This is a genomic window from Hymenobacter sp. YC55 (genome assembly GCF_029433095.1).
GTDB lineage: Bacteria > Bacteroidota > Bacteroidia > Cytophagales > Hymenobacteraceae > Hymenobacter.
This window is the reverse complement of the sequence record NZ_JARNTX010000002.1, coordinates 765534-782365: the sequence shown is the minus strand read 5'-3', so window position 1 is coordinate 782365 and position 16832 is coordinate 765534. Positions and strand designations below refer to the sequence as shown.

At 56.2% G+C, this 16832-nt stretch carries 14 protein-coding genes and 1 riboswitch; of the genes, 9 read left to right on the top strand and 5 right to left on the bottom strand.

Going from position 1 to position 16832, the window contains the following annotated elements; translation table 11 throughout:
• Positions 1-47 precede the first annotated feature (47 nt).
• Together P1X16_RS16505 and P1X16_RS16500 are read right to left on the bottom strand one after the other, a co-directional pair.
• Positions 48-1505, bottom strand: coding sequence for an aldehyde dehydrogenase family protein (locus P1X16_RS16505; RefSeq protein WP_277231185.1), 1458 nt, complete (start codon positions 1503-1505; stop codon positions 48-50).
• Positions 1506-1695: 190 nt separating this feature from the next.
• Positions 1696-2103, bottom strand: a complete 408-nt coding sequence (locus tag P1X16_RS16500; RefSeq protein WP_277231184.1) for a lipocalin family protein — start codon at positions 2101-2103, stop codon at positions 1696-1698.
• Positions 2104-2342: 239 nt separating this feature from the next.
• Between P1X16_RS16500 and P1X16_RS16495 the strand changes: the two genes are divergently transcribed.
• The 9 genes from P1X16_RS16495 (at position 2343) to P1X16_RS16455 (ending at position 12629) form a co-directional block, all read left to right on the top strand.
• Entirely contained in the window at positions 2343-2645 is a 303-nt protein-coding gene (locus tag P1X16_RS16495; protein WP_277231182.1) for a LysM peptidoglycan-binding domain-containing protein, read from the top strand.
• A 326-nt stretch (positions 2646-2971) separates the two neighbouring features.
• A riboswitch (SAM riboswitch) is annotated at positions 2972-3085 on the top strand.
• A gap of 377 nt (positions 3086-3462) precedes the next feature.
• Entirely contained in the window at positions 3463-4857 is a 1395-nt protein-coding gene (locus P1X16_RS16490; protein WP_277231180.1) for an O-acetylhomoserine aminocarboxypropyltransferase/cysteine synthase, read from the top strand.
• Between the two features lie 276 nt (positions 4858-5133).
• Positions 5134-6165, top strand: coding sequence for a homoserine O-acetyltransferase (gene metX / locus P1X16_RS16485; protein ID WP_277231179.1), 1032 nt, complete (start codon positions 5134-5136; stop codon positions 6163-6165).
• Between the two features lie 55 nt (positions 6166-6220).
• Positions 6221-7264 (top strand): aliphatic sulfonate ABC transporter substrate-binding protein, encoded by a 1044-nt coding sequence (locus P1X16_RS16480; protein ID WP_277231177.1) that lies wholly within the window; start codon positions 6221-6223, stop codon positions 7262-7264.
• Between the two features lie 100 nt (positions 7265-7364).
• Positions 7365-8228 (top strand): ABC transporter permease, encoded by an 864-nt coding sequence (locus P1X16_RS16475; RefSeq protein WP_277231175.1) that lies wholly within the window; start codon positions 7365-7367, stop codon positions 8226-8228.
• A gap of 112 nt (positions 8229-8340) precedes the next feature.
• Positions 8341-9084 carry an ABC transporter ATP-binding protein gene (locus P1X16_RS16470; RefSeq protein WP_277231173.1) on the top strand — a complete coding sequence of 248 codons (744 nt, stop codon included), beginning with the start codon at positions 8341-8343 and terminating at the stop codon, positions 9082-9084.
• Between the two features lie 35 nt (positions 9085-9119).
• The gene (locus tag P1X16_RS16465; RefSeq protein WP_277231170.1) at positions 9120-10358 is read left to right on the top strand and encodes a homoserine dehydrogenase; all 1239 of its coding nucleotides are present in this window, start codon (positions 9120-9122) and stop codon (positions 10356-10358) included.
• A 295-nt stretch (positions 10359-10653) separates the two neighbouring features.
• Complete coding sequence (locus P1X16_RS16460; protein WP_277231168.1) at positions 10654-11541, top strand: hypothetical protein; 888 nt, start codon at positions 10654-10656, stop codon at positions 11539-11541.
• A gap of 182 nt (positions 11542-11723) precedes the next feature.
• Positions 11724-12629, top strand: a complete 906-nt coding sequence (locus P1X16_RS16455) for an LD-carboxypeptidase (protein ID WP_277231167.1) — start codon at positions 11724-11726, stop codon at positions 12627-12629.
• 66 nt (positions 12630-12695) lie between these two features.
• On the opposite strand, the gene P1X16_RS16450 is transcribed toward P1X16_RS16455, so the two are convergent.
• The 3 genes from P1X16_RS16450 to cysS all read right to left on the bottom strand — a co-directional run bounded on the left by P1X16_RS16450 (position 12696) and on the right by cysS (position 16757).
• Positions 12696-13985 (bottom strand): hypothetical protein, encoded by a 1290-nt coding sequence (locus P1X16_RS16450; RefSeq protein ID WP_277231164.1) that lies wholly within the window; start codon positions 13983-13985, stop codon positions 12696-12698.
• A gap of 89 nt (positions 13986-14074) precedes the next feature.
• Positions 14075-15103 (bottom strand): M28 family peptidase, encoded by a 1029-nt coding sequence (locus P1X16_RS16445; RefSeq protein WP_277231162.1) that lies wholly within the window; start codon positions 15101-15103, stop codon positions 14075-14077.
• A gap of 136 nt (positions 15104-15239) precedes the next feature.
• Entirely contained in the window at positions 15240-16757 is a 1518-nt protein-coding gene (cysS, locus tag P1X16_RS16440; protein WP_277231160.1) for a cysteine--tRNA ligase, read from the bottom strand.
• Between the last annotated feature and the right edge of the window lie 75 nt (positions 16758-16832).

The window sequence follows — 16832 nt, the reverse complement described above, 5'->3', positions numbered from 1 at the left end:
GTGCGCTAACGTCTGGCACCTATCTACCGAAGGGGACGTGACGTGCATTAAATTGGGTATTCGCGTGGGGTGTGCTGCACGCTCACCCATTGCACGCGGGTCATTTCCTCCATCACCCACTCGCCCCCGAAGCGGCCCATGCCCGACTCTTTTTCGCCGCCGAAGGGCGCGTTGGGCTCGTCGTTTACGCTTTGGTCGTTTACGTGAATCATGCCGGTTTCCACTTCGCGGGCCAGCTGCACACCCCGCTCCACATTACGGGTGTGGAGGGCGCCGCTGAGGCCGAAATCCAGTTCATTGGCGAGTTGCAGCATTTCCGCATCGTCCTTGAAGGGCACCAGACAAGCCACCGGCCCGAAGATTTCGTTGTGAGCAATGGGCATGCTGTTGCGCACATTGGTCATTACCGTGGGGTAGAGCACGGCGCCATCTGCCTGACCACCAAACTCGATTTTGGCGCCTTGGGCTACGCTTTCTTCGATGTCTTTCTGGATGCGTTTCACCTGTTTTTCATCGATGAGCGGGCCGATGTCGGTTTCCCGGTCGAGCGGGTTGCCAACTTTCAGGGCCTTGGTGCGCTCTACCAGCTTGCCGCAAAACTCGTCGTACACCTTTTCGTGCACCAGAAACCGGTTGATGGCCATGCAAATCTGGCCCTGGTGCATAAACTTGCCCATCATGCCAGCGGCCACGGCGCGGTCGATATCGGCGTCTTCCATCACGATAAACACGTTGTTGCCGCCTAGCTCCAACGCCACCTTTTTCAGGTTTTCACCGGCTAGTTTTCCAATGCCTTTGCCCACTGGCGTGGAACCCGTGAAGGAAATCATCTTCGGAACGGGGTGGCTCACGAAAGCATCCCCAATCACCGAAGACTTGCCGATAACTATGTTGAACACGCCGGCCGGTAGCCCTGCTTCCTCGAATAGCTTGGCGAGCAGCGTGCCGCCGGTTGCGGGCGTTTGCGAGGCAGGCTTCACCACAATGGTGTTGCCGCACGCCAGGGCCGGCGCTATGGAGCGCATAGAAAGGTGCACCGGAAAATTCCAGGGGCTGATTATCCCGATAACACCCAAGGGCTTGCGGTACACGCGGCTTTCTTTGCCCGGCGTGCTGGAATTGAGGATGCTGCCGTGTAGCCGGTTAGGAAAAGAGGAGGCTTCCAGCAGCACTTCGTGGGCCAGCATCACTTCCACTTCTCCTTTGGCGTGGGCGCCGCCGGCTTCTTTGGCAATCCACTCGGCAAATTCGTCTTTGCGCTCCAGCAGCAGAGCGGCCGCTTTCAGCAAAATGTCCCGGCGTTCTTGGGGAAGCGTGGTGCCCCAGGTTTTAGCGGCTTGTTGCGCAGCAGCATACGCCTCGTTCAACTCGGCTAAGCCGCCGCACTTGATGTCGAGCAGCACCGAATTATCGAACGGGTTGATGTCCTGAATAGTGTCGTCTTCGCGGCCGTCTTGCCAGCGGCCGTTGATGTATTGTTTGTCGAGGTCTTGGTAGGGTGTCATGGTTGGGGAGGGTGTCAAGAGCAGCAGAACAGTAGCGCGCTAACTGCTTATAGGTGGAAGTATGGCTTCGTTTTACAACCGGTTTTGTTGCAAATCTTCCCTTCCTGCGGAGCTGTTCGGACATCAAAAAAGCCCTTCCACCGCAGTGGAAAGGCTTTTTTATTTTTCTAAAAAAGAGGTGTGCTCAGTGTTATTCTTTTTCGAGGCGCAGCTCAGCACCCTCGGGGCTCTTCAGCGTCAGCTTATCATCGGTCAGGGTTACCACGTCGAAGGTGTTGCTTTGGGGAGCACCGTCGGGGGTCATCGTGATTTTTTTGCCGGCTTGGTCGAAGGTGTATTTACCGTTTACGGCACCAGCGGCGGCCGTCATGTTGTACTGCCCGTTGGCAAAGAAAGTAATGCGCTCATCTTCTTGCGCGTCGGTCTGCTTCACTTTGTCGCCGGTGGAGCTTAGCTCTTTGTCTGTCTTCCAGACCTTGCTTTGAGCGCCGTACAGCATATTGACACCTTCTACTTTGCCTTCTTTGCTGCCACACGCAGCAGTGAATAATACCAGCAACATCAGCAGGCTGGCTACATAGCGAAAGGGAGAGGACATGGTTTTCATACGATGTGCAGATTGGTTGAAAGTGGGAGAGAGTACGTTACCACGAACTAGTAAGCCCAAGTGGTATTGCGCCTCTTACGACGGGCTTCCGCAAGATGTTCAGCTCACCTACTGTTGACTTACACAACCCGAACTTCTTACCTGTGTCAGCGTATGATGCCAAACACCGTGGCCATCAACCGCATGAAGATGAGCTGCGTTCTGCTTTCACCTTAAACCAACGCACGACCATGGGACTATTTGATTTTCTCTCGAACGAAGGCGAAAAAAAGCCAGTACAACCTGCCGCTAAGCCTGCTGCTGCCGGCGGAGCTACCGACTTTTTCGGCAATCCTGCTCAACCAACGCAGCCCGCGGCCGCACAAGGCCAGAGCTACACAGTGGTGAGTGGCGATTCGCTGTCCAAAATTGCCAAGAATCACTACGGCGACGCCTCCAAGTGGCACCAGATTTATGATGCCAACAAAGCCACTATCGGTTCAAACCCCGATCATATCGAAGTAGGTCAGGTCCTGACTTTGCCGACACTGTAAAAAGATTTCTTCTAGGAAATTTTATAAAAGCCACTCTGTTTCAGAGCGGCTTTTTTTATGCGCTAATTCTTTGGCGCTGGGTCAACAAAATAGTCGCTTAGCAGATAGCACAGCCGTTGCAACTACTAATACACACACCTCTTACTGTTTGTTACCTAGCTGATATACAGCCACATTTAGCATCCTCATCTTACAATTCGGACAGTTGAATTGAGGCAATAGAAAAACAAAAAATATTTCTTGCTTGTATTGCGTATATCAAATCCGGCTTTACATTTGCAACACCTAGCACGGTACTCCCCGCTTACGGTGGGACAGTTTTTACAGATTTATACAGAAGTGGCGAGAGAACAGGCTCCGTGACCCACTGGCAACCTTCGTTGACACGAAAGGTGCCAATTCCTGCCCGCTCCGACATTCATCGGCGGGAGAGATAAGTTGAGTACCATGAAAAATAGCCTAAATTCCGCTTTACTTCTCCTGTCCGCTCTAGTCGCTTCGCTGCGCACTGGTTTGCCGATGGGTTTTCGCTTGTCGCCTGTGGTTGCTCCGGCCACTCGAATGCGAATGCGCTGCTGTTGTAGCGCCTGTTGTTGGTGTTGTTAGCCCCTGACGGCTCCGGCACACTTCCCCCTCCCCTTTTTATTGCCTTCTTAACCAGCATCGCTACGCCCTAGGCTCCGGCGTTGAGTTCTGCCACACCTGCGCCGCTGCGTTTTGGGTGGCCAAAGGCAACCTGCCACAGCTTCTTGTGGCCTCGCTTACAGTGAAATACACTCTCTTTCTTCCTACATACATTCCTTAACTCAGCTGAACCATGTCTGCTTCAACCCATCACTTCGAGACGCTTCAACTCCACGCCGGCCAACAGCCTGATCCTACCACCGGCTCGCGTGCCGTCCCGATCCATCAGACCACTTCTTATGTGTTTAAGAATGCAGAGCACGGCGCCAACCTGTTTGCGCTGAAGGAGTTCGGCAACATCTATACTCGTTTGATGAACCCCACCACCGACGTATTCGAGCAGCGCATTGCGGCCCTCGAAGGTGGCGTAGCCGCGCTGGCGGTATCGTCGGGGCAGGCGGCGCAGTTCATTGCGCTCAACAATATTTTGCAGGCCGGCGACAACTTCGTGAGCACCTCGCACTTGTATGGCGGCACCTACAACCAGTTCAAGGTGGCCTTCAAGCGCTTGGGCATAGAAGTACGCTTTGCTGACGGCGATAAGCCCGAGAGCTTTGAGGCCCTCATCGACGATAACACCAAAGCTATTTACCTGGAAACCATTGGTAACCCAAGCTTCAGCATTCCAGATTTCGAGAAGATTGCCGCTATTGCCGATAAGCACGACTTACCGCTTATCGTTGACAACACGTTTGGCGCGGGTGGTTACCTGTTCCGCCCCCTGGAGCATGGCGCGCACATCGTGGTGGAGTCGGCTACCAAGTGGATTGGCGGCCACGGCACCAGCATCGGCGGTGTGATTGTAGACGGCGGCAAGTACGACTTCGGCAACGGCAAGTTCCCGCAGTTTACGGAGCCGAGCGAAGGCTACCACGGCTTGGTTTTCAACGACGTGTTTGGCAAAGGTGGCCCATTCGGCAACATCGCCTTTATCATCCGGGCTCGGGTAGAAGGCCTGCGCGACTTCGGTCCTTCGCAGAGCCCCTTCAACGCCTTCCTGCTGTTGCAGGGCCTCGAAACCTTGAGCTTGCGCGTAGAGCGCACCGTAGAAAATGCCTTGCGCATTGCCACTTGGCTGGAGCAGCACCCGCAGGTGGAAGCCGTAAACTATCCCGGTCTGAAGAGCAGCCCTTACAATGCGCTGGCGCAGAAATACCTGAAGCGCGGCTCGGGCGGCGTGCTCACCTTCGCCATCAAAGGCAGCAAGGACACCGCCACCCAGTTCATCGACAATCTGAAGCTGGTAAGCCACCTGGCCAACGTGGGTGATGCCAAAACGCTCATCATTCAGCCGTCGGCTACTACGCACCAGCAGCTTTCCGAAGAAGAGCAGCGTTCGGCTGGCGTAACGCCTACCCTGCTGCGCTTGTCGGTGGGTATCGAGCATTTCGAAGACATACAGGCCGACTTGCAGCAGGCGTTCGACGCCGTAAGCAACGCCGCGCCTTTGCAATCTGATTCTGAAGCTACGAGCGGCGACGCGCTGCCCGAGCAGGAAGTAGAACACGCTGCTGTGCTGGAAGTCTAGGGAGAGGGTCTGGCCCGGCCGGTCGGTGAGAGGGGCGGCCGGGCTACTTTCAGCAAGTGCAGCACGTGGGTGGGAAGGCGGTTTTTTTGTGAGAGAGGGAGCCGCTTTTCCCATCCCACAACTAGCACGGGTTGGGCTGGTTCGCTGGCTCAGCCCGTTGGCTGTTTGTGACGCAGCCACCAAATACAGAACCCAGAGTAAGTGCCTTAAAAACCGTTGTGCTACCCCAGGCGTCTCGGTTTCCTTCTCTCCTTTATCAATCATTACCCAAACGAAATGCCTGAGAATCAAAGCTTCTTGCTACCCAAACCTTTAGCCCTGGAAAGCGGCGAGGTGCTTACTGGTGTGGAAGTGGCTTACAGCACCTTTGGCACCCTGAATGCCGCCGCCGACAACGTAGTGTGGGTGTGCCATGCCCTCACCGCCAACGCCGATGTGCTTGGTTGGTGGCCGGGCCTGTTTGGGTCAGACTGCTACTTCGATCCGGCTGACTGGTTTATAGTATGCGCCAATGTGCTGGGCTCTTGCTATGGCTCTACCAATCCGCTTTCGCCGGCCCCGGAAACGGGCGCTCCGCGGTATCAGCAGTTTCCTTTGCTTACCATCCGTGACCTAGTGGCGGCGCATGAAGCGCTACGCCAGCACCTCGGGTTAACGCAGATTCACACGCTGATTGGCGGCTCTCTGGGCGGCCAACAGGCGTTGGAATGGGCTGTTCAGCAGCCAACTGTGTTTGAAAACCTGATCTTGTTGGCTACCAATGCCCAACATTCGCCGTGGGGCATTGCCTTCAACGAAGCGCAACGACTAGCCATTTTCGCCGATTCCACTTACCACCAAGCAACGCCTGAAGGTGGCGCAGCCGGTTTGCGGGCCGCCCGGGCCGTGGCGCTGCTGAGCTACCGCAGCTACGGAGCTTACAGCGAAACCCAGGCAGAAGCTACCGACGAAAAGATAGACGATTTCCGAGCCAGCGCTTATCAACAATATCAGGGCGACAAGCTGGTGGCCCGCTTCAACGCGCACACGTACGTGGCGCTATCAAGAGCCATGGACTCGCACAACGTTGGCCGCGGACGCGGGGGCGTAGCGGCGGCTTTGCGGCGGGTGCAGGCGCGGACCCTTATAATAGGTATCACCTCCGATGTGCTGTTTCCGCCGACCGAGCAGCAACTGTTGGCTCGCCACATTCCGGGCGCCATGTATGCCGAAATGGATTCCCGCTTCGGCCACGACGGCTTTCTGATTGAAACAGCACACATCACGCACTTCCTGGAACGCTTTCACGCCCAGGTTTTCGCTCATTAATCTCGCTCCGGTACGGAGGCGAGTAACGGCCCCAATAACCTTTCATCCGATTCTCATGAACTCAACCACTTCACATCCAGCTATATCTGACCGGCAGTTCTCTTTTATGGGGGCCCTGCTGATGACACTTTTGCTGCTGGCCGGATGTGGAGGGGCTGGCACTGCTACCAAAGGCACGCAGCCAGAGGTTGTGCGTCTGGATTATGCCTACTACAATCCGCTGAGCTTGGTGCTAAAGCAGCAGGGCTGGCTGGAGAAAGATTTAGCCAAGCAAAATATCAAGGTGGAATGGGTGCTCAGCCAGGGCAGCAACAAGGCCTTGGAATTCCTAAATGGCAGCAGCATTGATTTCGGCTCTACGGCTGGCGCCGCGGCCCTGATTGGCAAAGCCAACGGCAACCCTTTGAAATCTATTTACATCTACTCGAAGCCGGAGTGGACGGCGCTGTGCACTGGTCCGAAATCCACCATCAAAACGGTGGCCGACCTGAAGGGCAAGCGCGTGGCGGCTACCCGTGGCACTGACCCCTACATCTTTTTGCTGCGCGCCCTCGACCAAGCTGGTCTGAGCGAGAAAGACATCGAGCTAATTCCGTTGCAACACCCCGACGGCCGCGCCGCCCTCGAAAAAGGCGACGTCGATGCGTGGGCTGGCCTAGATCCGCACATGGCCAAAGCCGAACTGGAATCGGGCGCCCGACTGTTTTACCGCAACGCCGACTTCAATAGCTACGGCGTACTGAATGTGCGCGAAGAGTTTGCCAAGCAGAATCCGGCCTTGGTCGACCAAGTATTGGCTGGTTATGAAAAAGCTCGTCAGTGGGCTGTTGAGCACCCCGAAGAACTAAAAAAGACACTAGCTACTGAGGCGAAGCTAAACGAAGCCGTAGCGGCCAAGCAGCTAGAGCGCACCGACTTATCCAACATCACCTTTGGCCCGCAGCAGCGCAGCACCATTTCCGCAGCCGGCGACGTGCTCAAGAAAAGTGGCACCATCGACCAGAATGTGGACATCAACCAAACCGTCAGCAACCTGATTGACACGCAGTTCGCCGAAAAAATCACGCCGGCCAAGGTGAAAGCCACCGCGGCCAAGTAAGCCTTCCTGTCACTGCGGCGCAAGAGGAATCTGAGTGAAGACGCTGAACCGTTTATCCAGATTCCTCCGGCGTCGCAATGACAGTGCCTAACCACTGTTCATGTCCGAATCTTCATCTCTATACGTTTCGCCTGCTCCTGCTACCGCACCGGTTGCGGCTAGCACGCCGGCGGCAGAGCAAGTTGTATTGCGCACGCCGGGCCGATGGGGCTGGCTACGCGGAGCTGTGTTACCGGCGCTACTGCTCGTGGTGTGGGAAGTGCTGGCCCGCGTGGGGGTTTTGCCACCCAACCTGTTGCCCGCCCCTTCGCGCGTACTAGCTACGATTTGGCAGATGGCCTTAACCGGCGAACTGTGGGAGCATCTGGCCATTACGCTGTGGCGCGTGGCACTCGGGTTCTTGTTGGGCAGCGCCTTGGCCACTGTATTTGGGGCACTAACGGGATATTCCCGCACGCTGAATCAATTGCTTGATCCGCTGCTACAAGGTATTCGCAACATTCCGTCGTTGGCGTGGGTGCCGCTGTTCATTCTGTGGATGGGCATTTACGAAACCTCGAAAGTGGTGCTAATTGCGGTGGGTGTGTTTTTCCCGGTGTACCTCAACTTGATGAATGGTATTCAGGGCGTGGACCGCAAGCTGGTGGAAGTGGGCCGGGTGTATCGGCTGTCGGGGTTTCAGCTGGTTCGGCGCATTTTCATGCCGGCCACGCTACCCGCCTACTTTGTTGGTCTTCGGAGCGGATTGGGCCTCGGGTGGATGTTTGTGGTAGCCGCCGAAATCATGGGTGCCAACAAGGGCTTGGGCTTTCTACTGGTTGATGGCCAAATGACCGGCCGCCCCCAGACCATTCTAGCTAGCATCTTGCTCTTCGCCGTGCTCGGCCAGCTCACCGACGCCCTGCTTTCCCAACTCAGCCGCCGCCTGCTCCGCTGGCAAGACACGCATCGGGTGAGCAACTGAGCGGCGGAGTAACTGAGTGATTCAATGACTCTACCAGAACATCTCACTCTGCTGCTCTACCCCATCAGTACTCCCTAGTCCATACTCAGCTACTTAGTTACTCAGTTACTCTATGCTCCGCATCAACCACATCAGCAAGCAGTTTGGGCCCGTAGTGGCGCTCGACGACATCGATGTGCACGTGCGTTCGGGTGAAATCGTGACGCTTGTAGGAACGAGTGGCTGCGGCAAGAGCACGCTGCTGCGCATTGTGGCTGGGCTCGATACGCCTACTAAGGGCCGGGTACTTATTGATGAAGAACCAATTACGGCTCCGCATCCTGCGGTGGGGGTCATTTTCCAAGAGCCACGCCTGATGCCTTGGCTGACGGTGCGCCAAAACGTGCAGTTCGGTATTGCCGGGTTGTCAGCGGCCGAGCAGGCACAACGCACTTCGGCGGTGCTGGAACGGGTAGGCCTTACGGCGTTTGCCGAGGCGCTGCCCCGCCAACTTTCCGGGGGCATGGCGCAGCGGGTGGCTATTGCACGGGCCTTGGTGGCGCAGCCGTCGTTGCTGCTACTCGACGAGCCGTTTAGCGCCCTCGACCCCTTCACCAAAATGAAGCTTCAGGATCATCTGCTCGAAATCTGGTCGTACGATAAACCTACGTTGCTGCTGGTTACGCACGACATCGAGGAAGCCCTCGTGCTTTCCGACCGGGTGGTGGTGCTACGCGGGCACCCCGGCCGCATTCACCAAACGCTGACCGTGGATCTGCCCCGGCCCCGGCGTCGCACCGACCCCGATTTTCAGTTATGGAAACAACGCGTGCTGGACGCCCTCGATGTAACTACCGACGAGCCTCTGCTGGCTTGATTGTACCTCTTTCTTCTCTTGAAATCCTCTCTCAAATGGTAGCTGACAAACAAACCTTGCGCATTGGCCTCATTGGTTTTGGCTGCGTGGGGCAAGGCCTCTACGATATTCTTGAACAGCGGCCCGAAACGGGCTTCGAGGTGGCGCGCATTGCCGTGAAAAACCCCACGAAGTCCCGTAGCCTCCCCTTGAGCCGGTTCGACTTCAACGCCGACGAGTTGTTGCAAGACCCTACGCTTGATGTGCTGGTAGAAGTGATTGATGATGCTGCCGAGGCGTTTCGGTTGGTAAGTGAGGCGTTGCGCCAAGGCCGGCGCGTCGTGACGGCCAACAAGGCCATGCTGGCCCGCCACTTGCCGGAATTGGTGCAGTTGCAGCAGGAGGCGGGCGGAAAGCTGCTGTACGAAGCAGCCGTGTGCGGTAGCATTCCAGTCATCCGGACGCTGGATGCCTATTTCGGTGAGGAGCCACTACGAAGCGTGACGGGCATCCTGAACGGGTCGTCGAACTACGTGCTGACGCGCATGGGCGAAGAAGGCTCCGACTATGCCCCTGCTCTGGCGGAAGCGCAGGCCAAAGGCTTTGCCGAAACCGACCCCACCTTGGATATGGGCGCTTTCGACCCACGCTCTAAAGCAGTGATTCTGGCAGCGCACGCCTACGGGACTTTCCTTCAACCAGATGAAGTACTGAACCTAGGCATCGAAGATATAAACGCCGTTGATATTGCCTTTGCCGCAACATTAGGCCGCAAAATCAAGGTGGTAGCCGGTTTGCAGCGCCTACCCGATGGCCGCGTGACGGCCCTGGTGACGCCGCTGCTGGTTGCTCCGTCATCTCCTCTTTACTCGGTCGACCACGAATTCAACGGCGTCCTGATTGAAGCTGATTTTGCGGGTGAGCAGTTCCTCCGGGGCCGGGGCGCGGGTGGGCACCCTACCGGCTCGGCAGTTCTAGCCGATTTGGCTGCTATCCGGCAGGGCTACTCCTATCAGTATCCTAAGCTTACTGCTTCCTCCCCTACCTACGCCACCGACCTAGAGCTGGAAATCTACTTGCGTACCGATGAGGACCGACTGATTGATGCGCTTGACTTCAGTGAAATTTCGGAAGAAGCCGATGAAGATGGCTACGTAGTGGGTTTCGTGGCCCTTTCCAACTTGCTGCGGGTAAAGGAACTGATCCGCAAATTCGGAGCCTTTGTAGTACGAACCGGCGTGGTGCGCCCTTTGACTTCCACTCCCGCTACCCTGACGCAAGAAGTTAGTTTGTAACACCTCTTGGCTGCACAATAGCCAAGAGCTCATCAATAGAAGCACTACAAGTAAGCCGTTGGGACGATAGAGCATCGTTCCAACGGCTTACTTGTAGTGCTTCTGCTGTTTTACTCAGTGCGAGATGTACTCTATGGCAGAAAGCCAGTAACCCCGGGCCTGGAAGCTCGCAACAACTTGAATATATTCTTTAAGCAAGCCGAAAAGGGATTCACAGTTGAATCGTACGGCTATCCTTTTATGCCACCTGCTTTTTAAGTAATATTCAATCGACTTTCTATTTTCACATTTAACCATGTTGTCTTTTTCACGGTTTTCGCTCGTGTCGTGGTTGTCGGCTGCTTGTGGCATACTGCCGCTGGCCGGCTCCCAAACTGTTGATAAGGAAACCGTAGCAACCGATTATCACGCTCTTATAGAAGCGCAACGCATTTTTGCTGCATATGGCGGCAAGCACAGCGTCAAAGAATCTTTCAGCAAGTACCTAGCGGCTGCGTACCTGTTTCGCGACGACAAGTTCGTGCTAGGCGGCCCATTTTACGCAGCCCAATCTGAACGGCCCGGTCGCCTGACCTGGCGGCCAACCTACGCCCGCATAGCGGCTAGCGGCAGCTGGGGTATTACCACAGGCCCCGTCGAATTTCATCCCAACTCTGCCGCCGAGCCACCAGTGGGTTATGGCAACTTCGTGACGCTGTGGCAAAAGACCACAGCGGGCACTTGGCAAGCAACGTATGACGGGGGAATCAGCTATACTACCCCGGCTGTAGCCGTGGAAATTGTACATCCAAAAACTTTCCCCGCTAAGCTCCAGGCCGCGGCCGATACGGTTGCGCTACGCAACAGCCTGCAAGAAGCTGAAGCCGCTTTTGCAACACGGGCACAAACCAGCTTGCAGCAGGCGTACGTGCCGGTGCTACCCAAGGCAGGCAGTGAGTTGCGGTTGTTGCGCGAAGAGGCTGTTCCGTATGTGGGGGCCGCGGCGCAACGCTTAGCATCCGAATCAAGACAGGCAGTACTCTTCCGCCCTTTCCAGACGTCTGTTGCTCCTTCCGGTGAGCTTGGCTACACGTTGGGATACTTGGACTTTCAGCAGCAGCGGGGGCACTACTTGCGCGTGTGGCAGCGCGAAGGGCAACAGTGGAAACTGGCACTAGAACTGCTGGCAGCCAAGCTGAAGTAAAACCAAGGCTGGTTTTTCAAAGCTCAATTCACTCCTGAAACCGCCATTCTTAGTTGCGCTGGAATGGCGGTTTCAGTACCCACCCAATCTACATCGTACTGCTTGTTGCTTGCCGCGCACGATGCGAAAAGCACATATTGCTGCTACCGCTTAAGTTTGCGGCCTCTCGAACCAACTGTTGTATGCCAACCACTGCTCCCGCTCCGCTTCGTCCTGGCGACCAAGTTGCCATTGTATGCCCTGCCCGCAAAGCCTCGCACGAAGAACTCGCCGCCGCCGTAGCGGTACTCGAAAGCTGGGGCTTGCGCGTAGTGCTAGGTGAGAGCACCAACGTGGAGTACCACCAGTTCGGGGGCAACGATGAAGTGCGTCGCCGCGACGTGCAGCAGCAACTCGATAACCCTGACATACGCGCCATCCTGAGCGCCCGCGGCGGCTACGGCACTACCCGCATCATCGACTCGCTGGATTTCTCTCGCTTTGCGCAGCAACCGAAGTGGGTGGCCGGCTTTTCCGACATTACGGCTCTCAACTGCCATCTGCTAGCGCTTGGCCACCAGAGTATTCATGGCGTCATGCCACTGCTTTTCAACCAGCCGGGCGGGGAAGAGTCGTTGGAAAGTTTGCGCCGGGCGCTGTTCGGAGAGCCTGCTGTCTATACCACGGCCCCGCACCCACTCAACCGCCCCGGCACTGCCACCGGCGAGCTAGTAGGTGGCAATTTAAGCTTGTTGCAAACCCTTACCGGCACCGCTTCCGACGTACCAACCGCTGGCCGTATCCTCTTTATCGAGGACATTGACGAATACCTGTATGCTATCGACCGGATGATGGTGCACCTGGACCGCACCGGCAAATTGCGTCACTTGGCCGGCTTGCTGGTCGGCCATTTCACTAATCCACAGGATAACACAGTACCCTACGGCCAGACACCCAACGAAATCATTCAGCACTACGCCAGCAAGTACGATTTTCCGGTAGCGTACAATTTCCCCGTTGGCCACGAAGCCCAGAACATGGCGCTGATCTGTGGGCGAGAAGCCAGAATGACGGTAAATGAAACAGGGGCACGAGTGGAATATGTGTAGGCGCGGTAAGCTATTCGTCTACTAGCGCTTTTGCCGAATGCTTCAGCATAAGGCATTGGCAACGCCTCATTGCGGCTGTAGCAAGGCATTCAAGCCCTCCTTCTCGAAGAGTAGCTTTCCTATCTTCAAGCTCGACCATCCTCGTTTCAGTCGGTAAGAGAATACGGGGAGACCATCGCGCAGTACGCATTCAATACAATACGTACTGATGCCGGATTCTTTGGGAAGCTGGTTTTTCAGCTCAAGCAGGTGCGTGGATACCAGAAACGAGGAGCGTCGAAAGCTCGTCAGCCCCTGTACCGTGGCATGCGTGATTTCCAAGGCGTCGTCTACGTTGGTACCCCGAAACAACTCGTCGAAAATGGCGAACGTACGGCCGGCGCCGTGGGCAGCATGCAGAACTGATTTCAGGTTCTGAATTTCCGCCATGAAGTGGCTGTACCCGTCCCGCAGACTGTCGCGCAGATTGATGGCAATCAGGATGGACTGAAAATAAGGCAGTTCGCACCGCGCCGCTGGTACACCTATTCCGGCGTGAGCCAGGTATACGCAAACGCCTACGGCCTTCAACAAGGTGGATTTGCCAGACATATTCGGTCCGGTTAGCACTACCACGTTTTCGGCTGGTCCCATTACCAAGGTATTAGTAACCGGCTGCTTCAGTAAAGGATGATAAAACTTTTCTAAGCGCAGGCCTTCTTCTTGAAAAGTGGGAAACACCAACGCTTGGTTTTGCATGCCTTTGGCTATCGACCAATACGCTTCAAACAAATAGAAAGCGCTGAGAAAGGCTGCTACCTCTTCTTCCGTAAGAACTTGAAGCTGTTGGGCAAAGTGCACCATACGACCCACAGAAAACTGGTCTTCTTGGATGGCTTGGCTGTTGCTAACTAAACTGAAACGCTCCATAAACCGCACCAGCGTCAGTAGTTGCGCGCGGTAGCCAACCGGAAAACCTTGCAAGTCGAGGCGGTGTAGGTAGTGCTGCTGAAGCCGGTGCAGAAACTGAATTACCTGCACGTACCGGGAGCGACTTTGGTAGCGGGCTTCCTCGGAAAACAGCAGCTTCACGGATGCCTTAAGTTGGTTGACTTCCAGTGCCAGCCGACGGCTGCTCACATCTGTCAGAAATGCCCGCACTTCCTGAAACTGAAACTTTTGATAGGAAAAGCTTTCCAGCACCGACCAGCTTGCTAAAAAGCCTTGCAGTATGGCCTGCTTCTGAAGCACCTGCTCTAGAGTGGGTGGCAGCTCTTGCAGCAGATTCAGCAAAACTGCCTCCGCTTCTGCGTTGTGGGTGAAGTTGAACAGCGGCAGTAGCTCTGCCTCCACTTGTAAATCTTCGACGTGTAACATAAGCAGGTAGCCTAGCGAAATGCTAGAACGCAAAAAGCCCCGGCAACTTGCGTGGCCGGGGCTTTTTGCGTTTCAAGAGCTAGAAGCAACTACTCGCCGTAGAGGGTCTGCAACACCACTTGGCCCACGGCCTTCAATGTGCGCTTGTCGATGTTGGCTAGGTTGTCCTGCGTGGTGTGGTGGTAGGCGGGGAAGTAGTCGTCGCCGACGGGCAGGTGGTCGATGATGTCGATGGTGCGCACGCCGGCTTGGTTGGTGAAGACGTGGTCGTCGGTGATGCCGGGGCTATCCTGGAACAGGAAGTAGTCGGAGTAGCCAATTTGCGCGGCAATATTCCAGACTTTGTCTACTACGTCGCGGGCCTTTTGGCGGGAAGTGTCTTCGCGGCTGAACTTACCGTTTTTGGCCCCTACCATGTCCAGCAGAATGCCGTACTCAGATTTGTAGTTGGCAGGCATCAGGTTTTTGGCCCAATACTGTGAGCCTAGGCACCAGCTAGAACCGCCTTGCGCTTCTTGGTTGGCTAGCTTGTTGGTGAGCTCACTCTGGGTGCTGGAATCGTAGCCGTAGTCTTCGGAGTCAAACAAGACGAAATCTACGCCCACGGCCGGCGTGAGGCTATCGGGCTGGGCAGCCAGGATACGGGCCATTTCCAAGGCAATACCCACGCCGCTGGCCCCGTCGGAAGCACCGTCAAAAGGAGCGTTCTTTTTTTCCTTGTCTTTATCGGCAAAGGGGCGGGTATCCCAGTGCGTGAAAATCGTGACGCGGCGGGCGGCCTGGGGCTGAAACTGCGCAATGATGTTGCGGCTGCGCAGCATTTTACCGTCAAACGCCATAGCCTCGAAAGGCTGCTCGCGCACCGTCAGGCCATAGCTCTTGAACTTCCCGATAACCCAATCACCGGTCTTGACGTGGGCTGGCGTATTCGGCACCCGCGGCCCGAACGCCACTTGCTTGGCCACGTAGGCATACGCCGAATCGGCGTTGAAGGTGGGCGCCGCGGGTAGTTTCTGCTGCTCCGGGGAGGCCGTTTCGGTGGTGCTTTTCTTGTTGTCGAAGCAGCCGGTTAGCAGAAAGGCCGCCAGCATGACGGGAGCAAATCGGAATAGTTTCATGAGAAGGAAAGACGGGTAAGGCAGTAGCGCGAAGCTCCAGCTTCGCGCCTTTGTTGAACGAATCCGGTTTGCATCGTTGCAACGAAGACGTTCAACGATGCGCGAAGCTGGAGCTTCGCGCTACTGCTCTAACGCTTTACTCTTCACTGTACGCCCACTCGACGCCAGCCTTGGTATCCTTGATGACGATGCCCTGCCCCTTCAAGGCCGCCCGGATTTCGTCTACCTTGTCGTAGGCCTTAGCGGCTTTGGCTTCGGAATAGAAGTTCAAGGTCAGGTTTAGGAGTTGCTCGGCGTTGGCGCGGGGCTCATCTACGAGGCCTAGCACATCAATAACCAGCGTGCGGTAGGCAGTAGTGGCTTCGTTTAACGCGGCTTCACTCACCTGGGCCAGCGTAGCTAGGTTGGCGGTATAGCCATTGAACTTGCGCAACAGATTGAACAAACCAGCAATGGCGCGGGCCGTGTTCAGGTCGTCGTTCAAGCCGATGAATGTATCGGTAACGATTTTCCGCAGTTCCGCATCGGCCTTCTCGGTATCGGGGGCGCGTTCGGTGCCTTCGGGTAGCGTCAGCTTTTCCAGTTGACGCAGCCCGTTCATGAGCTTACGGTAGCCTTTGCGGGCTGCCTGCAGTGCCTCGTCGGTGATGTCGATGGTGCTGCGGTAGTGCGCTTGCAGCAGAAAGAAGCGCACCGTCATGGGTGAGTAGGCTTGCGGCAACGTGGGATTGCGCCCCTCAAACAAATCGGTGATGGTGATGAAGTTGCCGAGCGACTTACTCATCTTGGCTCCGTTCACCGTAATCATGTTGTTGTGCATCCACACCTGGGCCTCGTTGGTAGGATGGGCGCACGCCTGGCTTTGGGCTATTTCGCACTCGTGGTGCGGAAACATCAAATCCAGTCCACCGCCATGAATGTCGAACTCGGCGCCGAGGTACTTGCGGCTCATGGCCGAGCACTCCAGGTGCCAGCCTGGAAATCCTTCGCCGGGTGCTTCGCCGAACGGGGAAGGCCAGCGCATCAGGTGGCGCTCATCGGCGCGCTTCCAGAGGGCAAAATCTAGGGGGCTGCGCTTTTCTTGCTGCCCGGCCAGGTTGTCGCGCGAGCCAGCTAGCAGCTCTTCCACCACGCGGTTGGAAAGCTTGCCGTAGCCGCGGCCGGCGGCGTTGTAGGCGGGCACATCAAAGTACACCGACCCGTTCACCTCGTACGCAAACCCGTTGGCCAGGATTTCCTGAATCATCTGGATTTGCTCGGTGATGTGGCCGCTAGCGCGAGGCTCGATGTCGGGCGGCAAGCAGCCAAGCACCTCCATGTGGCGGTGATAAAGGTTGGCATATTGCTCGGCCACCTGCATAGGCTCCAGCTTCTGGGCGCGGGCTCTTCTCGAGATTTTATCTTCGCCTTCGTCGGCGTCGTTTTCAAGGTGCCCCACATCGGTGATGTTGCGGACGTAGCGCACCGTGTAGCCTAGGTGGCGTAGGTAGCGCGTTAGTACATCGAACACCACCGGGCCACGGGCATTCCCCACGTGCGCCTCACTATACACCGTTGGGCCGCAGAGGTAGACGCCCACGAAAGGTGCGTGCAGGGGTTCGAAAGTGGCTTTGCGACGAGTAAGCGTGTTATAAAGCGAGAGTGAAGGCAGCATTCGGCAAAAGTATCACGGATTTAAACGGATTTATCGGATTATGCGGATTTCGTGCGCTTCCGCATACATCGTTGG